We start from the raw sequence: 17,908 nt of genomic DNA, 5'->3' as shown, positions 1-17,908 counted from the left end.
GCATTTGACCCAGTCTGTTTCGGCTGGGCTTTTTTATTAGGAGGATCTATGAAGGTCGGTATTATTATGGGCAGCAAGTCTGACCTAGACACAATGAAAAAGGCATCTGCCATACTTGATGAATTCAACATTCCTTATGAAATGGTAATCGCTTCAGCTCACCGTACACCTGAAGCTGTAAAAGAATTTGTTACAAGACTTGAAGATGAAGGGGCTATCGCATTTATCGCTGGTGCTGGTGCAGCAGCTCATCTACCTGGCGTAGTAGCTAGCTTTACTACATTACCTGTTATCGGTATTCCTCTTAATGCAACGGCCTTAAAAGGTATCGATTCCTTACTTGCTATTGTTCAAATGCCATCTGGTATGCCCGTAGCGACAATGGCTGTTGACGGCGCTAAAAACGGAGCACTCTTTGCCGTACAAATTGGGGCAGCTTTCAACAAAGAATTGAAAGAACAATATGTACAGTATCGTAAAGATATGGCCGAAAAAGTTCTAGCAGATAATGCAGAGCTACAAGGCGCTATTAAACTATAATCATATAATTTGTTACAGATTACATTGCTAGTAAAGTAAGAGTAATTCTTTTATTACATATCCATATATAGTTTGTATCATTCATTATGATAAAGGAGACACATCATGGCTAACATCGACTTGGAAAAATTAACATTATTGTACGAAGGTAAAGCAAAACAAGTATACCAAACAGATAACAAAGATGAGTATATCGTTCATTACAAAGATGATGCTACTGCATTCAACGGTGAAAAACATGATACTATCCTTGGCAAAGGCGTATTGAACAATAAAATTTCTTCCTTCTTCTTTGAATTGTTGAAAAAAGAAGGTGTACCTACTCACTTTGTTCGTCGCGAAGATGATCGCAATCAAACAGTACTTACTTTGGATATCGTTCCTTTAGAAGTTATTGTTCGCAACATTGCAGCTGGCTCCATGGCTAAACGCTTTGGTATTGAAGAAGGTACTCCTCTTAAACATCCAATCCTTGAATTCTGCTACAAAAATGATGAATTAGGCGATCCATTTGCCAACGAATCCCAAATCACAGCACTTGGCTGGGCTACGCAAGAACAACTTGATGTAATTTCTACAATCACTTTAAAAGTAAATGATATTTTGAAAAAATTCTTGGCTACAAAAAATGTAACCCTTGTTGACTTTAAATTAGAATTTGGTACTCACAATGGTGAAGTATTATTAGGCGACGAAATCTCTCCTGATACATGCCGTTTCTGGGATGCTACAACAGGTGAAAAGCTCGACAAAGACCGCTTCCGTCGAGATCTTGGCAATATTGAAGAAGCGTACAAGGAAATGTTATTCCGTCTTACTGGCGAACGCGCCTAAGGGGGCACAATGAACTACGATCCTGTTTTTGATAAATGGCATGAAGAGTGTGGTGTATTTGGTGTCTATGATAGAACCGTTGATGTAGCACGCTATGTATATTGGGGGCTCTTTGCACTCCAACACCGTGGCCAAGAAAGCGCGGGCATTGCCGTTACAGATGGTCATGATGTAGAACTAAAAAAAGGTATGGGCTTGTTGACTGAGGCCATTAAAGAACTACCATCCTTACCAAGCCATATGGGGACTGGTCATGTGCGGTACTCTACAACAGGTTCCAATAATCCGCGTAATATCCAACCATTGGTAATTCACTATCAAGGTGGTCAAATTGCGGTAGCTCATAATGGTAATTTAACGAATGCCTTATCCATTCGTAAACGTCTTGAAGCGGATGGTTCCATTTTCCAAACGACCATGGATTCCGAGGTTATCGTAAACCTCATTGCGCGTTCTAAAGCTGAGACACAAGAGGAACGCATTGCTGATGCGGCGCGTCAAATTGAAGGAGCTTTTTCTCTAGTTATTACCACAAATGACTCCTTAGTAGGTGTGCGTGATCCACAAGGTTTTAGACCGCTCTGCTTGGGTAAAACTGAAAATGGCTATGTTCTCTCTAGTGAAAGCTGTGCATTAGATGCCATAAAAGCCGAGTTTATTCGATACATCGATCCAGGCGAAATGGTAATCATCGATGATTCAGGCGTGCGTAGCACTATTTATGCAGAACCAGAAAAAATTGATAAAAAGCTTTGTGTTTTTGAATACATCTATTTTGCGCGTGGCGATAGTCATATTGATGGTCAATCGGTTTATCAATCCCGCCTCAATATGGGACGTGAGTTATATAACGAAACGAAATATGATGCAGATATTGTCATGTCTATTCCTGACTCGGGTACTACAGCAGCACTAGGCTATGCTCGTGCATCGGGTATACCATTTGCAGAAGGGTTAGTGAAAAATCGCTATAGCGGTCGTACCTTTATCAAGCCAAATCAAGAGGAACGGGAATTAGCTGTTCGCATGAAACTAAACCCACTTCCTCATGTGGTAAGTGGTAAACGGATTGTACTCATTGATGACTCTATTGTACGTGGTACTACGAGTGGCATCATTGTTAAGATGCTAAAAGAAGCGGGTGCCAAAGAGGTGTACATGTGCGTTAGCTCTCCATCCATTGAGTACTCCTGTCACTATGGCATTGATACATCAGTGCGTAAAGAACTCATTGCTGCCACACATACAGTAGATGAAATCAAAGACTATATTCATGCTGATAAATTGCATTATTTATCTCGTGAAGGCTTATGTCGCGCTGTTTCTGATATAGCGCCTAATGACTTATGTTTTGCTTGCTTTAATGGTGATTACAGTGTAGAGGTTCCTGCGGAACAAGAGGAAGGGGTCAAATATGTGCTCGAATAAAACTAGTTTAACCTATCGCGATGCAGGCGTTGATATCGATGCAGGTAATCGCGCTGTAGAATTGATGAAAGAATCCGTGAAACGCACCTATACACCAGGTGTTGTTGGTGATTTAGGTGGTTTTGGGGGCCTCTATTCCTTAGCTGGTCACTCCATGTCTGATCCTTTGCTCGTATCTGGTACAGATGGAGTGGGCACAAAATTGCGTCTCGCTATCATGATGGATAAACATGATACGATTGGCCAAGACTGCGTAGCTATGAGTGTTAACGATATTCTCGTACAAGGTGCTACACCTCTATTCTTCCTCGACTACATTGCAGTAGGTAAACTTGATCCTCTAAAAGTAGCAGATATCGTACGCGGTGTGGCAGAGGCTTGTGAAGAGTCTGGCTGTGCTTTACTGGGTGGCGAAACTGCTGAAATGGCAGGCTTTTATGATAATGATGACTACGATGTGGCTGGTTTTGCCGTTGGTATCGTTGATCGTCCTAAATTGATTACTGGTGAAAGTATCAAAGCTGGCGATGTCATTTTAGGTTTGCCATCTTCTGGTGTCCATTCCAACGGTTTTTCCTTGGTTCGTAAAATCGTATTCGACCATAAACAATTGTCTATCGATACAGACATCCCAGAGTTTGGTAAGACCTTAGGCGAAGAATTATTGACACCTACACGTTTATATCCAAAAGCTGTATTGCCGTTGATTGAACAAGAACTTGTAAAAGGTATGGTTCATATTACAGGCGGTGGTTTCTATGATAATATTCCTCGCGTATTGCCAAAGGGTGTGACTGCAGAGGTAGATGTCACTACATGGCCACGACTTCCTGTATTTACGAAACTACAAGAATGGGGCAATGTAGCATGGCCTGAAATGTACCGCACTTTCAACATGGGTATTGGTATGATCCTCATCGTTGACCAAAACGATGTTGAAAAGGTTAAAGAAAATCTTGGCAATCGTGGTGAAGCGGTTTATGAAATTGGCCGTATCGTAAGTGGTGATGGTCCTGTTGTCCTTAAAGGGGCTGAGTTCGATGCGTAATTCTAAAAAGCGATTAGCCCTCTTTGCTAGCGGCCGTGGTTCCAATGGGGAAGCACTGTATAAGGCCATGCAAGAAGGCTATATTAATGGTGAATTTGTTGTCATTATTACAGATCATGGTGATGCAGGAATTGTAGAACGTTCCAAATCTTGGAATGTTCCACTCATTGTCATCGACCGTAGTGATTATGATTCTAAAGCGAGTTTTGAACAGGCTCAATTAGATGCTTTAGAGCCATATAAGGTGGACGGTATCGTATTGGCAGGCTATATGCGTATAGTTGGGACTAAGCTCATTGAACGGTATGAGCATAAGATTTTAAATATCCATCCTGCATTATTGCCATCCTTCCCAGGTCTTCATGGTCATCAACAAGCCATTGACGGAGGCGTAAAAATTACGGGCTGTACGGTACACTTTGTTGATGCGGGAATGGATACGGGCCCAATCATTATGCAGGATACGGTGCCTGTATTACCCGATGATACAGAGGATACTTTGAGTGATAGATTATTACCTATCGAACATAAAACGTATAAAGAGGCGTTGCGACTATTTTGTGAGGATAAGCTCACTATAAAAGGTCGTGTTGTATATATTGAAGATTGATGTGTAAGCAAAGGAAGACGTTACATGATTAAAAATGCATTACTTAGTGTTTCTGATAAAACAGGTATTGTAGACTTTGCAAAGGGATTAGTTGAATTAGGTGTAACCATTTATTCCACAGGTGGTACCCTTAAGGCTATTACCGATGCGGGCATTACAGCAAAAGCTGTAGAATCTTTGACTGGTTTTCCTGAAATGATGGACGGCCGTGTAAAGACATTACATCCAAAGGTTCATGGTGGTATTTTGGCAATCCGCGATAATACGGAACATCAAAAAGCTATGGCCGATCATGGTATTGAACCAATTGACCTTGTGGTTGTCAATCTCTATCCATTCCGTGAAACCATTGCAAAACCCAATGTATCCTTAGAGGAAGCTATTGAAAATATCGATATCGGCGGTCCTACCATGGTGCGCTCTGCTGCAAAGAACCATGCGTATGTGGGCATTGTAGTAAACCCAAATCATTATGACGAAATCTTAACAATGCTTAAAGAACATGGGGAATTGACTAAGGAATATCGCTTTGGTCTAGCGAAAGAGGCCTTTGCTCATACTGCAGCTTATGACGTAGCTATTGCTAACTACATGAGCGGTATCTTAAATGAAGGTCCTACACCTCCAGAATATTTAAGTGCTTATGAAAAGCTAACAGACCTTCGCTATGGGGAAAATCCGCATCAAAAAGCGGCATTCTACAAAGAAATCGGTACAGCTCATGGTATGGGGGCCTTGAAACAACTCCATGGCAAAGAGCTTTCCTATAATAACATCGTAGATATGGAAGCAGCTTGGAATATGGTATGGGAGTTTACAGATCCTGCAGCATGTATCATTAAGCATACAAACCCATGTGGTGCTGCAACAGCAGCTACATTGCATGATGCTTATGTAAATGCTTACGAAGCAGACTCCGTATCTGCCTTTGGTGGTATCGTGGCTTTAAACCGTGAAGTCGATGCTGCTACTGCCGGAGAAATGAGCAAAATTTTCTTAGAAGTTATTATGGCACCCGCTTTCACAAAAGAAGCATTACACATCCTTGAAGCTAAGAAAAATATTCGCCTCATCGAGCTATCTAAACCTGAGTCTGGCCAAGTAACGGTGAAAAAGGTTTCTGGTGGATTATTGGTACAAACAGAGGATGATATTCTAGAAGACCGCGCTCACTATAAAGTCGTTACAAAGGTACAGCCAACAGAGGAACAATGGAAAGCCCTTGAATTTGCTTGGAAGCTTGTAAAACACGTAAAATCAAACGCCATTTTGATCTCTAACGAAAAGCGTACCCTCGGCGTTGGGGCTGGTCAAATGAACCGCGTTGGTTCTGCAAAAATTGCCCTTGAACAAGCTGGTGAAGCTGCAAAAGGGGCCGTATTAGCATCTGATGCATTCTTCCCATTCGGCGATACTGTAGAAACAGCGGCGAAACATGGCATTGCAGCTATTATTCAACCTGGCGGATCCATTCGCGATGAAGAATCCATCAAAGCTGCTGACGAAGCAGGTATTGCCATGGTATTTACAAGCATTCGCCACTTTAAACATTAATCGGTTGAGACATTTAGCTTATAGTTAAGCACAATTACTAATTATTTCTTCTACTATGAACTTGATGGCGTTTAGGCGCCGATGGAGGACTTATGAAAGTATGTGTAATCGGTAACGGCGGCCGCGAGCATGCATTGGCATGGCGATTGTCCATCAGCCCTAGCGTAACAAAGGTATATGCCATTCCTGGCAGTGCGGCCATGTCAGATTGTGCAGAGCTAGTCGGCATTGATTGGCAGCAAAGTGATCATTTAATTCGTTTTTTGAAAGATAATCACGTTGATTTAGTCGTTGTTGGTCCAGAGGCTCCCCTTGTAGCAGGACTAGCAGATGAACTTAATAAGGCGGGCATTCCTGTGTTTGGTCCATCTAAAGCGGCGGCTCAATTAGAAGGGTCTAAGGTATTTGCTAAAGACCTTATGAAAAAATATAACATACCGACTGCTGCGTATGGTGTATTCCACAAGGTAGACGAAGCAAAAGAATTTATCGCTCAAACAGGTGCTCCTATCGTGGTGAAAGCTGACGGCTTGGCAGCCGGTAAGGGCGTTGTAGTAGCAATGACCGTGGAAGAAGCGAATGCAGCTGTAGAAGACATGCTTAGCGGTAATCGCTTTGGTGAGGCCGGTAGCACCGTTGTTATTGAAGAATTCATGGAAGGTGAAGAGGCTAGCTTACTTGCCTTTGTAGACGGCAAGACTGTAGTGCCTATGATTGCTTCTCAAGATCATAAACGCATCTTTGACGGCGATAAAGGCCCTAATACAGGGGGCATGGGCACCTATGCACCGGCGCCAGTGCTCACTGATGCATTGCGGGATGAAGCGATGAAAACGATCTTAGAGCCCATGGTAGCTGCCATGGAGAAAGAGGGAATGCCTTATGTGGGCTGTCTTTATGCAGGTCTTATGATTACACCTCAGGGCCCTAAGGTTGTAGAATTTAATGCTCGCTTTGGCGATCCAGAAACACAAGTTGTATTGCCATTACTTGATAGTGATTTAGGTCAAATCATGATGGCTTGTGCCACAGGTACATTAACAGCTGATATGGTGAAATGGAAAGACTCCTCGGCGGCTTGTGTCATTCTTGCTTCTAAAGGATATCCTGAAACATCCTCCAAGGGTGATGTGATTCATGGTGATATTAAACAACATGATACAACCATCGTATTCCACTCTGGTACAAAACTTATGGGAGACGAATATGTCACAAATGGCGGCCGAGTTCTTGGTGTAGTAGGTCTTGGTAAAGACCTTAGAACAGCACTCGATAGAGCTTATGGCCGTATAGAACATATCGATTTTGAGGGCATGCAATATCGTACAGATATTGGGGCGAAAGCTTTCAAATAAACTAAAGGTCTTTTACATCATGTAACATGTATTTAAATAGTACAATAGCATTTCAAACATATAAAAACCTCTACATTTATGCATAGCGCATGTGGTGTAGAGGTTTTTATTTTCTACCTTTTAATAGTTACCTATGTTATAATAATGTAGATATAAAGAGGGCCCATCGACGTGTGATGGCGTTAGGCTCATCTCAACATTTTGAAACCTATTGATGGCGCCTAATATGTAGAAGTACATCTTCTACATATTAGGTGTTTTTACTATAGTCTATTTTTCGTATAGCGACATACAACTATGAAATATAACAAAGAACCGTTACAACTGAATAGTCCGGTATCATTTTGGATGAATTTCCCCAATGAAGAACGCGTGTTTTGGGTGGATCGCCAAAGTGACCGCATCGTTGTGGGCGCTAAACGTCTAGCGACGGTTAAAGATGATGACGATCGCCATAATTATGCTTATGTATTTTATGGGGATACTTTTTTTGATACTGTAAAAGACCCTAAATGGTCTAATATGGGTCATGAAATGATTGCTTTTACCCATTATTACATTGTAGAAAATGGAGAGTCCTTCTATCTACATGCTGGTGAAAGTGTACCCATTAAGAATTATGAGGTACCTCGAGTTCGTCATAACTTCAAGGAAACTAGCGATGATAAGGCGGATTGGAACCGTTTGATGAATGCTATTGCCAATGGTATTAACAGCGGTGAGATGACTAAGGTCGTCTCCTCTCGCGAGGTGGAATTCACTAGCGAAACACTATATAATGTGGCAAGTATCTTGGCTAATTTGGTAGATAATAATCCGAATTGCTTTATCTTTGGCTATGAAAAGGATGGGCGTACCTTTGTAGGGGCATCGCCAGAAATTTTAGTCCGCCATCGTGGCAGTGAAATATTAAGCTATGCCTTAGCGGGCACTGCTCCAAAGGATGGTCCTAATGCGTGGACTAAGGAACAATTACTAACTAATAAGAAAAATCTTGTAGAACATAATATCGTTCGCAATCGCATCGTGAATACGATGAGACAAATTACTCCAGATATTACGGTGGGGGAAACCGGCATTATGGAGTTGTCGCACCTCTATCATTTGCGTACCATAATTACCGCAAAGGATAGTACAAAATCTCTTGTGGAATGGGCCAAATTATTACACCCTACACCAGCCCTTGGTGGTGAACCTCGAGAAAAGGCGCTAGCCTTATTACAAAAGTATGAATCCCATGAGCGTGGTATGTACGCAGCACCTTTTGGCTTTATGAAAGATATGGGGGATGGCATCGTTGTAGTTGCTATTAGATCTGCTCTTATCATGGATAATGTATTATATGCCTATGCAGGATGTGGCGTTGTAGCCGATTCTAATGCGGATGAAGAATATGCTGAAACTAATAATAAAATGCGCACCATCTTGGATGCTTTATAATTGTTTCCGTACCTCTAGGGGTGTTTGAAAGGGAATGTAATGAATGAATATATTGCTGCCTTGGTAGACGAGTTCTACCAACTTGGCGTCCGTCATGCGGTGTTTAGCCCTGGCTCTCGTTCTACGACGATGGCCATGCTGTTCAAGGAGCATGAAGGATTTGAAACCTATATGAATATAGATGAGCGTTCTGCTAGTTTTATGGCTCTAGGCATTGCAAAGGCTCATAAGGAACCAACTGTACTCGTATGTACCTCAGGTTCTGCTGTGGCCCATTATTTGCCAGCTGTTTTGGAAGCTCAATATACTGGGGTTCCACTCATTGTACTGTCTGCCGATAGACCTCATACACTATTGCATGTAGGGGCTCCTCAGACTGTAGATCAGCACAAAATCTTTGGTACTGCGGTCAATTATTTTGAAGAATTAGCTGTGCCTCAAGAATCTCATTACTATACATATCCTCGCCAAGTGGCTCGTAAGGCCTATATGAAAGCGATGGATACTAAAAAGGGACCTGCCCATATCAATGTGCCTCTCTTTGAACCATTGGTGCCAGAATTGAGTCGTAACCATTTTGAGGCTGGTCGCAGTTCCTTTAAAGTGGTTAAGCCAAACTATGGTAGTGTATTTGACTGTCGCCATGAAAATGATTTGACTCATATTAATAATGCAGTTGATATTGCTCATGGAAATGATGGTACATACGAGATTAATGATTTACTTGAAAGCTATGAGCGTATCCTTATCCTAGCCGGCCCACAGATCGATATAGATGAAGCTAATACGATTCGTTCCTTCGGGGAGGCTTTACAAGCTCCTATTTTGGCGGATCCTCTATCGAATGTACGAGGATGCGGTGCATCTGATGTTGTAATTTCTACCTATGATGCACTATTGGCAGGGCAAGCTCTTTGGCATGAGTTAAAACCAGATTGTGTAATTCAGTTTGGTCAAATCGTTGTGTCAAAACGAGTACAACAGATGATTGCTAGCTGGACTGATGTGGAATACATCGAGGTTAACCCTACAATGGACTCTATGAATCCTACAGGTAAAACTACGATGCATGTGCAAGCTAGCATTGATGTATTTACCCATTTATATGGCAAAAACAATAGCTCTGATACGTACTTAAACATATGGCAACGGTTAGAACAAGAGGGCAAGAAGCAACTAAGTTCAGCTATCAATGAGCCTCATTGCTTTGAAGGTCGGACCATACGCGAACTACAGCAATATATCCCTGAAAATGGACAAATTTTTGTTGCCAATAGCATGACCATTCGAGACTTTGATTACTTCTGGTTTAGTGGGGGATCTAGAGCGGTTCTTTACGGTAATCGAGGTGTCAATGGTATTGATGGCACTATTTCAACGGCTTTAGGACTGGCAACAAATGGTAAACCTACATATCTAGTAACAGGGGATTTATCCTTGTTCCACGATTTGAATGGCTTGGCGGTAGCGAAAACCCATAATTTAAACTTAACTATTATTTTGCATAATAATGATGGCGGCGGTATTTTTGAATACTTACCTCAAAAGGGGACAAAGCATTTTGACTACTTGTTCTCTACATCACAAGGTTTAGATTACAGTGGGGCTGCAAAACTCTATGGTTGTGGCTATACTAAAATCTCCAGCCCCGATGAGTTGAGTTCTGTATTGGCTAATGTTAGTCAAGAAATAGGCGTTCATATCATTGAAATTCCTACAAATAGGGAATATAGCAGAGAATTGCATAAGAAATATACGAAGGTTTCAGTTGATATGGAGGCATTACTATGAGTCAGTATTTTTGCAGTATTGTAGATAATGCTTTATGCAATCCAGCTCAGCGCATGTACTTTGACTTAGGGGAATACCGCTACGGTTTGACTGTAGTTGGCGATGGGGAACCTATCGTGTGTCTCCACGGTTTCTCCGAATCGAGCTACACTTGGGACGCTATTAATCTGCCTGGATATCGATTGGTCCGTATCGATTTGATAGGTCATGGTGATTCTGATATTCCTGAAGAGGATGAGGCCTATACAATCCCTAAAATGATAGAGGACTTACATACCGTTATCTATCATATGGTAGGTGATAGATATTATCTTATGGGCTACTCCATGGGGGCCCGTATTGCGCTTTCCTATGCTTTGGAATATGAAAGTGAAATCAAAGGGCTTATCCTTGAAAGTGGCTCTGTAGGGATTGCTTCGGAGGCTGAACGAGCAGAACGACGCAAGGCCGATGAAGAATTAGCTCACCAAATCGAACATAACGATGGTTCTTGGTTTGCTTCCCGTTGGGCGGAGGCTCCTATTTTTGAAAGTCAAAAGCAGCTTTTACCAGCGGTGACTGAATTAATTTATTTACGTCGTTCTCATAATAGCCCGTACGCATTAGCATGTACCCTTCGTGGGTCCGGCCAAGGTGTCATGACATATATAGGTGATCAGTTAGATAAATTATCATGTAAAGGCCTATATGTGAGTGGCGCATTAGATACAAAATATACTACAATAGGAAGAGATGTATTTGGCAAGTTGCCAAACTTTAAACATGTCGTCGTCGAAGGGGCGGGACATAATGTACATATAGAAAAACCGCAAATGTTTGAACAAGCGGTATTAGATTTTTTACACAAGAAAGGTTAAGTCCATGAGCAAATTTGATTGGAAAGTATTGGATCGTAATTATGAAGATGTAATTTACGAAACATATAATGGCATTGCAAAGATTACTATTAATCGCCCACAGGTACGTAACGCGTTCCGTCCTAAAACTGTTATGGAATTAATCGATGCTTTCACAGTAGCTCGTGAAGATAACGAAGTAGGCGTAATCGTATTGACTGGTGCAAACCACGGTCAAGGTGAAGACAAAGAAGCATTCTGCTCCGGTGGTGACCAAAGCGTACGCGGTCATGGTGGTTATGTAGGCGAAGATAATGTTCCTCGTTTGAACGTTCTTGATTTACAACGTTTGATTCGCGTTATCCCAAAACCTGTAATCGCTATGGTTAATGGCTTTGCTATTGGTGGCGGCCATGTGTTGCACATCGTATGTGACCTTACCATCGCTTCTGAAAATGCTAAATTTGGTCAAACAGGTCCTCGCGTAGGTTCCTTCGATGCTGGTTACGGTGCAGGTTACTTGGCTCGCATGATCGGTCATAAACGCGCTCGTGAAGTATGGTTCCTTTGCCGTCAATACACAGCTGCTCAAGCTTATGAAATGGGCATGGTTAACTGTGTTGTACCATTCGACAAATTGGAAGAGGAAACAGTTCAATGGTGTAACGAAATTCTTGAATTGTCCCCAATGGCATTGCGCATGTTGAAAGGTGCCTTCAACGCTGACACAGACGGTCTTGCAGGCTTACAACAATTCGCAGGCGACGCTACATTGATGTACTACACAATCGATGAAGCAAAAGAAGGTCGTGATGCATTTAAAGAAAAACGTAAACCGAACTTCAAACAATTCCCTAAATTCCCTTAATCGGAATAGATGTACTAGTCTAGTACTAGGGATGGAATGTATTGTAAAAACGTAAAGTGCGCCTCTATATGAGGCGCCTTTCTTATAATATCTTTTGTTATTAATTATTAATCATAAGGCATTATCTTTAGATACGAGGTGAGACGATGGAATGGTTACGGTATGGTGCACAGCACTATCCTAATCGCATATGTATAAATGAATATACCTATAACGATATATATGGCGGTGTGCTCCATGTGGCTAGTGAATTGATACATCTTGAAAGCTCCCGTGTAGCTATTTTATCGGACAACTCTGTTACTATGGCAATTTATGTACTGGCAGCTATGCTAGCCCATAAAGAGGTATTGTTACTGAATGTACATCTTAAGCCCAACGAGATCGGAAACCAATTGAAACAATTAGGTATTACTACCGTATTACATAGTAAAGAACGGTATAATCAACTGCCTAGTTTACTACGTACCATTGAGTTTGAACCGCTAGAATCCATTCTGTCTAATCTGAATTTAGAGGACACTTTTGATTGGAACTTTGATGATGCAGACATTGCGGCCATTATGAACACTAGCGCTACAACAGGTCAGTTTAAATCAGTACCACTACGATGGGGGCAAATTAGGGCTCATGTACAAGCGTCTCAAGAGGTGCTTGGTAAAACTGACCAAGATAATTGGCTCATGGTATTACCGCTATTTCATGTCAGTGGATTATCTATCTTGATGCGCTCTCTTTATAATGGAACGGCTATCACTATATTGCCTAAATACGATGAGGCAAAGGTTTTGGAACTCATTGAAACCGAGAAAATCAATATGATGTCTCTTGTGCCTACTATTTTGACTCAATTAGAACCGAAGATTACGCATCATACATTACGAGTGATTCTGCTTGGCGGTGAGTTCATTCCTATGGCGCTTATTGATGCTTGTGAAAAGAAATCCTTACCTATTTACAAGACCTATGGCATGACGGAAACCTTTAGTCAAAGCGTGACCTTCTCCGTATTAGATTATCCACATAAACGAGATTCTGTAGGTAAACCATTACCTGGTATGCAGATTCGCATTGATAATCCTGATGCGGACGGAGTGGGGGAAATCCATTTGACCGGCCCTATAGTTATGACTGGGTATATCGACAAGGAACCTATCAACGGTGATCTTAATACAGATGATATTGGCTATATTGATGAAGATGGCTTTGTATATATTCTGAATCGCCGCAAAGACCTTATTATCTCTGGTGGTGAAAATATTTACCCTAAGGAATTAGAGGACCTAGTCTATACATTGCCAGCGGTGAAGGAATGTGCCGTTGTACCTGTATCTGATCCTAAATGGGGGCAGGTACCAGCTCTATTTATAGCCTTTCATGATGGTGAAAGTATGACAGCCGATGAGATTCTATCCTTTATGACTTCTTCCTTAGCAAAGTACAAAATCCCTAAGTATGTAAGAATTTTACCTGCATTGCCTCGTAATGGGACCGGTAAAATTGTGCGTAATGAACTTCATTTAGAAGATTGAGGCGTCTATGAATGATATTTTAAATTTTAAAAGCATAACTACATATCGCCTTAAACTACCGATGAAGTTTAATTTTAAGACTGCTAAGGGCGAGGTGAAAGAACGGGAGACCATTGTTATCCGCATCGAGGACCAACAAGGTTATGTTGGCTATGGGGAGTGTGTAGCTTTCACAGATCCATTCTATACCGCAGAAACCGTAGATACATGTTGGAAGAAATTAGTGGATGATTATATTTTTAATCTTCGTTTGATGCGGCCTAAACCTCTTATGACTTATGTACGCCAGCTGCAATTCTGGCTGAATAGAGATCATATGCCGATGACCATTGCTGCTGTAGAAAATGCCCTTATTAATCTTCACTGTGAGAGACTGGGTGTGAATTCCGTTTCTTATATTATGGGGCAGCCATTACAAGACACCATTGAAAGTGGCGTTGTTATCGGTGATGTACCAATAGAACAATTATTAGATACAGTAGAAACTCATGTGGAAAATGGGTGTAAGCGCATTAAATTAAAGGTAAATCCCATAGATGGCTATGAACGAGTATCTCTCGTCCGTAAGCAGTATCCAAACTTAGTCTTAGCTGCTGATGCGAACCAAAGCTATTCCTATGATGACATCAATAAGGTTCGGCAATTTAATGATTTGAAGCTAGCTTGTATAGAAGAGCCTTTTGCCTTGACGACACTCCAATCCTATAAGGAATGGAAGTGGGAACGTCTTAACAATGATGATTGGAATATTGAAACACCTATCTGTTTAGATGAATCTATATTAGGCTATGATGATTTATCCTATGCTATTGAATATGGCCTAATTGACGTACTTAATATAAAAGTAGGGCGTATGGGCGGTCTTGTGCCAACAAAGGCAGCTATTAATCTTTGTAGAGAAAGTCATATTCCGTATTGGATTGGCAGCATGGTAGAGTCTGGCGTTTCTAAAATGCTCCATGCTCAACTAGCTGCACTAGGTGATTCCTATATGGCAGGAGACCTATCGGATTCTAATAGATACTTTGAACGTGACCTCATCTATCCTGACTTAACATTTAAAGATGGCGTAATGCACGTGCCTGATGGTGATGGGCTAGGTGTAACCGTTTTTGATGATAGATTAGAAGCGTATTGTGTGGAGAAACGAACACTATGAATTTGATTGAATCTTTACAAATTGAAAAGCCTCATATGACAAGTGATACTACATGTGTGGCCAAAATGAACTTAGGCGACTTTCACAAGCAACCGCAAGGTTACCTGAATGGAGGGGCGACTTTAGCCTTTGCAGAAATTGCAGCGGGAATGATGAGTAACGAACTCATTGGGGCTGATAAATTTGGTGTAGGTCAATCTATTACAGCTAATCACTTGCGTCCCGCACGATGTGACGGCGCTTTAACAGCCCATGGTACACTATTGGTGAAAGGGAAAACCTCACATGTGTGGCGATTTGATATGAAGGACGATGCAGAACGACTTATCTCACAAGTGACCGTAACATTAGCCATTGTGGACTTTGATCGGTAATCGCTAATAAGTAATAGATAAAAATAAGTAATAGGTAATAGATAACGATAAAAGGACAGTAAATACTATGTTAGTATGTACTGTCCTTTTTTAGGTGCTGTATAAGTTAATAATTACTTATTGTTTATTACGTTTTACTTGCTATTTACGAGTCACTGTATACAAATCTTCCATGTCTGGAATATCATAAATAACCCATGTGCCATCGCCTAAATGACGCATCAAAACTCGTATATCTTTTGTCATATTCTTTTTATTATTTTGGATTGTTACTGTTACGGTAGCTGTATCTCCATCGTCTTCAGACTTGATGTTTTTAACCTCTACATCATGCTCTTTGAAGAGGCGGCCGTCTACAAGGCGATCGACCATGGACATGTTGTCATCACTTTGAGCAGTGTTGTTAGTGTCTGTTGTAGCTGACTGTGACTTAAAGCTATCTGGATCTTCTATATATTTTCTCATCACATCTTCGATTAAAGATGGACCAAATGTCTTAGCTGCTGCAATAGTAGCTTTACCAAATGGATTGGAGGTATCTATATATTTGTTGCCTTCTCGCTCTAAGATATTTTTTACAATAGATTTTGTATCTATATGGCGTAAAGCTTCATCGGCATCTTTATCTTGTACAGCTTGATGAATAATTTTTAGCGTATAGGCTGGTGTGTGGGGAATGTACCACATGAAATACCATGCTGCTGCTAAAGCACCTACAATAGCAATAATTAAGATAGTTATAAGTGATTTTGATTTCATTGTATTGCTCCAAAGTATTTTATATTACATTCTTATTATTTATATAATATATATTTATTTTATCATAGTCAAAGACGATTCACTATAATTATTGATTAGTAATACTTAAAACAGTCGAACTTTCAAATATATGTACTAATAAACTATAGAGAATATATATGCTATAAAGTGGATAGTATATATTATTGCTTTAGCTGACTAAAGAATATATAATAAAAGTATCTTTGATGAAAATTTCATATAAAGAGGGGGAGACTATGGTTAGTAAAAAGGTTATTATCAAATCTTTAGTATGTACAGCATTGACATGTAGTTTTGCTACATGCGCATTAGCAGCAGATAAAGATACTGGGGAAAATGTTCAATCAAACTGGATGGATCTTACTGATATTGGTATTGGTTTTAAAGGAAGCCAGGAAGATTCCTATCATGATTATGCAATGCCTAATAAGCAAATGACTGATAATAATCTAAGCTATGATACACGATTTCATTACCGGAATCATAACTCTAAGCAGAAAATGAACACAAAGTATTTTATAGAAACATTGCAACCTATAAAGAAATATGATAAATCTATGGTTTTTGTACAGGGGCGCTTAGATGGTAATGGTGGCGAAAAAGTTTCCACTACTACATATTGGAATGGTTCGGATTCAAATTTTGGACGGATTGACGGTCAAGGTACCTATATTGATAAAGGTGAAGTAGTAGAACATGATACGCTTGGTGTTGTCGGTACTGCTGGTGTTGGCTATCGTCGCCTTAGTACACATGAGCATGCCTACGTCGGCGCCAATGTATTCTATGACTATGCATTTAAGGATAAATTTTCTCGTGTTAGTGCAGGATTAGAATATGTAGCTGGTCTAAATACGATTAGTGTCAATGTATATCGTGGATTATCAGAAAATAAGGTGGGGCCTTATGACATTAACACACCTTTGCGTCAAGTACCACGGGCAATAGATTTTCATGATAGCTTAAGTTCACCACCTGATGGTATTCATAGAACACCCCGATATTCTTATGAACATGTATTGGATGGCTTTGATATACGGTATACACGAGATTATAAGAATGCTCGTTGGCTATCTAGTTATGTGGAAGGATATCATTGGAAAACAAAAGCGCCAGGAGAACATCCAGAAGAGATGTACTATATTGACCAACATAAGTGGCAATCCATACATGGATTAAAGGTAGGTGCTAAAATGAATGTGACGCCTCATATTTCTGTAGATCTAGGAATTGGTAAAAGTAATATTAGCTCTATAGAACCGTATGTATCTGTTATGTATACTTTAGGTAAGTCTAGATATGCGTACTTTGGTGGTAAACATAGCGAAAATGTGATGACTTCGGCACGTTCTAAGATGTTTGATAAAGTTAAACGCAGTGATATGAAGGTTGAGTATTATTGGGAACAAGACTTGCGTGACGGTCCTTGGGATCATTTATAATTTGTATCATACTTGTAAAAATATCATAATAAATAATTTTATATAATTATGTTGAAATTGGTACCTAGTTTTCGTTAAAGAAATTTAGGTGCCAATTTTATTATTATCCTTAAGCTGGTTTTTTAGATAGTCACAAATCAGAAATAGTATCCGCTTTACAGGCATTTTGATTTCTGTAATTATAGGTATAATTTCTAGTATATTCAAGCATACTAAATATAAATGGCTAATATTTGAGATTTTTAATAGATAATTCCTAATTTCATATATTTTGGAAAAATTCATCAAAAAATTAGAAAAAAGTACTTGCATTAGTA

The 17,908-nt window shown here is 40.3% G+C and carries 16 protein-coding genes; 15 read left to right on the top strand and 1 reads right to left on the bottom strand.

The annotated features are described in order from the left end of the window. Positions 1-48: 48 nt before the first annotated feature. From purE to ACDF53_RS01590, 14 genes are all read left to right on the top strand, one after another. A complete protein-coding gene (gene purE / locus ACDF53_RS01655) occupies positions 49-540 on the top strand; it encodes a 5-(carboxyamino)imidazole ribonucleotide mutase (protein ID WP_370815291.1) in 492 nt (163 codons plus the stop codon). A 105-nt stretch (positions 541-645) separates the two neighbouring features. After that, complete coding sequence (purC, locus tag ACDF53_RS01650; protein ID WP_119206619.1) at positions 646-1,374, top strand: phosphoribosylaminoimidazolesuccinocarboxamide synthase; 729 nt, start codon at positions 646-648, stop codon at positions 1,372-1,374. 9 nt (positions 1,375-1,383) lie between these two features. Further along, complete coding sequence (gene purF / locus ACDF53_RS01645; protein WP_370815290.1) at positions 1,384-2,802, top strand: amidophosphoribosyltransferase; 1,419 nt, start codon at positions 1,384-1,386, stop codon at positions 2,800-2,802. Further along, on the top strand, positions 2,789-3,850 hold the full coding sequence (purM, locus tag ACDF53_RS01640; protein ID WP_370815289.1) for a phosphoribosylformylglycinamidine cyclo-ligase: 1,062 nt from the start codon (positions 2,789-2,791) through the stop codon (positions 3,848-3,850). The genes purF and purM overlap by 14 nt, the downstream gene beginning before the upstream one ends. Further along, on the top strand, positions 3,843-4,460 hold the full coding sequence (gene purN, locus ACDF53_RS01635) for a phosphoribosylglycinamide formyltransferase (RefSeq protein WP_370815288.1): 618 nt from the start codon (positions 3,843-3,845) through the stop codon (positions 4,458-4,460). Before purM ends, purN begins: the two co-directional genes overlap by 8 nt. A gap of 24 nt (positions 4,461-4,484) precedes the next feature. Next, positions 4,485-6,014, top strand: a complete 1,530-nt coding sequence (purH, locus tag ACDF53_RS01630; protein ID WP_370815287.1) for a bifunctional phosphoribosylaminoimidazolecarboxamide formyltransferase/IMP cyclohydrolase — start codon at positions 4,485-4,487, stop codon at positions 6,012-6,014. 92 nt (positions 6,015-6,106) lie between these two features. Beyond that, a complete protein-coding gene (gene purD / locus ACDF53_RS01625) occupies positions 6,107-7,369 on the top strand; it encodes a phosphoribosylamine--glycine ligase (protein ID WP_370815286.1) in 1,263 nt (420 codons plus the stop codon). 297 nt (positions 7,370-7,666) lie between these two features. Continuing rightward, the gene (locus tag ACDF53_RS01620) at positions 7,667-8,809 is read left to right on the top strand and encodes an isochorismate synthase (protein ID WP_370815285.1); all 1,143 of its coding nucleotides are present in this window, start codon (positions 7,667-7,669) and stop codon (positions 8,807-8,809) included. A 39-nt stretch (positions 8,810-8,848) separates the two neighbouring features. Then, positions 8,849-10,600 (top strand): 2-succinyl-5-enolpyruvyl-6-hydroxy-3-cyclohexene-1-carboxylic-acid synthase, encoded by a 1,752-nt coding sequence (gene menD, locus ACDF53_RS01615; protein WP_370815284.1) that lies wholly within the window; start codon positions 8,849-8,851, stop codon positions 10,598-10,600. Further along, positions 10,597-11,457: a 2-succinyl-6-hydroxy-2,4-cyclohexadiene-1-carboxylate synthase gene (gene menH / locus ACDF53_RS01610; RefSeq protein WP_370815283.1), complete on the top strand. Its 861-nt coding sequence runs from the start codon at positions 10,597-10,599 to the stop codon at positions 11,455-11,457. The genes menD and menH overlap by 4 nt, the downstream gene beginning before the upstream one ends. A 4-nt stretch (positions 11,458-11,461) precedes the next feature. Then, positions 11,462-12,304 carry a 1,4-dihydroxy-2-naphthoyl-CoA synthase gene (gene menB / locus ACDF53_RS01605; protein WP_005387880.1) on the top strand — a complete coding sequence of 281 codons (843 nt, stop codon included), beginning with the start codon at positions 11,462-11,464 and terminating at the stop codon, positions 12,302-12,304. Between the two features lie 146 nt (positions 12,305-12,450). Then, the gene (gene menE / locus ACDF53_RS01600; protein WP_370815282.1) at positions 12,451-13,836 is read left to right on the top strand and encodes an o-succinylbenzoate--CoA ligase; all 1,386 of its coding nucleotides are present in this window, start codon (positions 12,451-12,453) and stop codon (positions 13,834-13,836) included. Positions 13,837-13,843: 7 nt separating this feature from the next. Continuing rightward, positions 13,844-14,995: an o-succinylbenzoate synthase gene (gene menC / locus ACDF53_RS01595; protein ID WP_370815281.1), complete on the top strand. Its 1,152-nt coding sequence runs from the start codon at positions 13,844-13,846 to the stop codon at positions 14,993-14,995. Then, positions 14,992-15,369, top strand: a complete 378-nt coding sequence (locus tag ACDF53_RS01590; RefSeq protein ID WP_370815280.1) for a PaaI family thioesterase — start codon at positions 14,992-14,994, stop codon at positions 15,367-15,369. The genes menC and ACDF53_RS01590 overlap by 4 nt, the downstream gene beginning before the upstream one ends. 141 nt (positions 15,370-15,510) lie before the next feature. Here ACDF53_RS01590 and ACDF53_RS01585 read toward each other — a convergent pair whose 3' ends face one another. After that, on the bottom strand, positions 15,511-16,128 hold the full coding sequence (locus ACDF53_RS01585; protein WP_295793626.1) for a hypothetical protein: 618 nt from the start codon (positions 16,126-16,128) through the stop codon (positions 15,511-15,513). A gap of 257 nt (positions 16,129-16,385) precedes the next feature. Between ACDF53_RS01585 and ACDF53_RS01580 the strand changes: the two genes are divergently transcribed. Beyond that, complete coding sequence (locus tag ACDF53_RS01580) at positions 16,386-17,591, top strand: inverse autotransporter beta domain-containing protein (RefSeq protein ID WP_370815279.1); 1,206 nt, start codon at positions 16,386-16,388, stop codon at positions 17,589-17,591. Positions 17,592-17,908: the final 317 nt, after the last annotated feature.

Origin of the sequence: Veillonella sp., assembly GCF_041333735.1 — a bacterium.
Lineage (GTDB): Bacteria > Bacillota > Negativicutes > Veillonellales > Veillonellaceae > Veillonella.
The sequence above is the reverse complement of the archived record's forward strand: the minus strand, read 5'-3'. Positions and strand labels throughout refer to the sequence as shown.

Bases quoted from the DNA above. Each gene is read 5' to 3' on its own strand.
- purH (WP_370815287.1), top strand. From the start codon at position 4,485: ATGATTAAAAATGCATTACTTAGTGTTTCTGATAAAACAGGTATTGTA.
- menC (WP_370815281.1), top strand. From the start codon at position 13,844: ATGAATGATATTTTAAATTTTAAAAGCATAACTACATATCGCCTTAAA.
- ACDF53_RS01580 (WP_370815279.1), top strand. From the start codon at position 16,386: ATGGTTAGTAAAAAGGTTATTATCAAATCTTTAGTATGTACAGCATTG.
- menE (WP_370815282.1), top strand. From the start codon at position 12,451: ATGGAATGGTTACGGTATGGTGCACAGCACTATCCTAATCGCATATGT.
- ACDF53_RS01620 (WP_370815285.1), top strand. From the start codon at position 7,667: ATGAAATATAACAAAGAACCGTTACAACTGAATAGTCCGGTATCATTT.
- ACDF53_RS01590 (WP_370815280.1), top strand. From the start codon at position 14,992: ATGAATTTGATTGAATCTTTACAAATTGAAAAGCCTCATATGACAAGT.
- purD (WP_370815286.1), top strand. From the start codon at position 6,107: ATGAAAGTATGTGTAATCGGTAACGGCGGCCGCGAGCATGCATTGGCA.
- purC (WP_119206619.1), top strand. From the start codon at position 646: ATGGCTAACATCGACTTGGAAAAATTAACATTATTGTACGAAGGTAAA.
- ACDF53_RS01585 (WP_295793626.1), bottom strand. From the start codon at position 16,128: ATGAAATCAAAATCACTTATAACTATCTTAATTATTGCTATTGTAGGT.
- purN (WP_370815288.1), top strand. From the start codon at position 3,843: ATGCGTAATTCTAAAAAGCGATTAGCCCTCTTTGCTAGCGGCCGTGGT.
- menB (WP_005387880.1), top strand. From the start codon at position 11,462: ATGAGCAAATTTGATTGGAAAGTATTGGATCGTAATTATGAAGATGTA.
- purM (WP_370815289.1), top strand. From the start codon at position 2,789: ATGTGCTCGAATAAAACTAGTTTAACCTATCGCGATGCAGGCGTTGAT.
- menD (WP_370815284.1), top strand. From the start codon at position 8,849: ATGAATGAATATATTGCTGCCTTGGTAGACGAGTTCTACCAACTTGGC.
- purF (WP_370815290.1), top strand. From the start codon at position 1,384: ATGAACTACGATCCTGTTTTTGATAAATGGCATGAAGAGTGTGGTGTA.
- purE (WP_370815291.1), top strand. From the start codon at position 49: ATGAAGGTCGGTATTATTATGGGCAGCAAGTCTGACCTAGACACAATG.
- menH (WP_370815283.1), top strand. From the start codon at position 10,597: ATGAGTCAGTATTTTTGCAGTATTGTAGATAATGCTTTATGCAATCCA.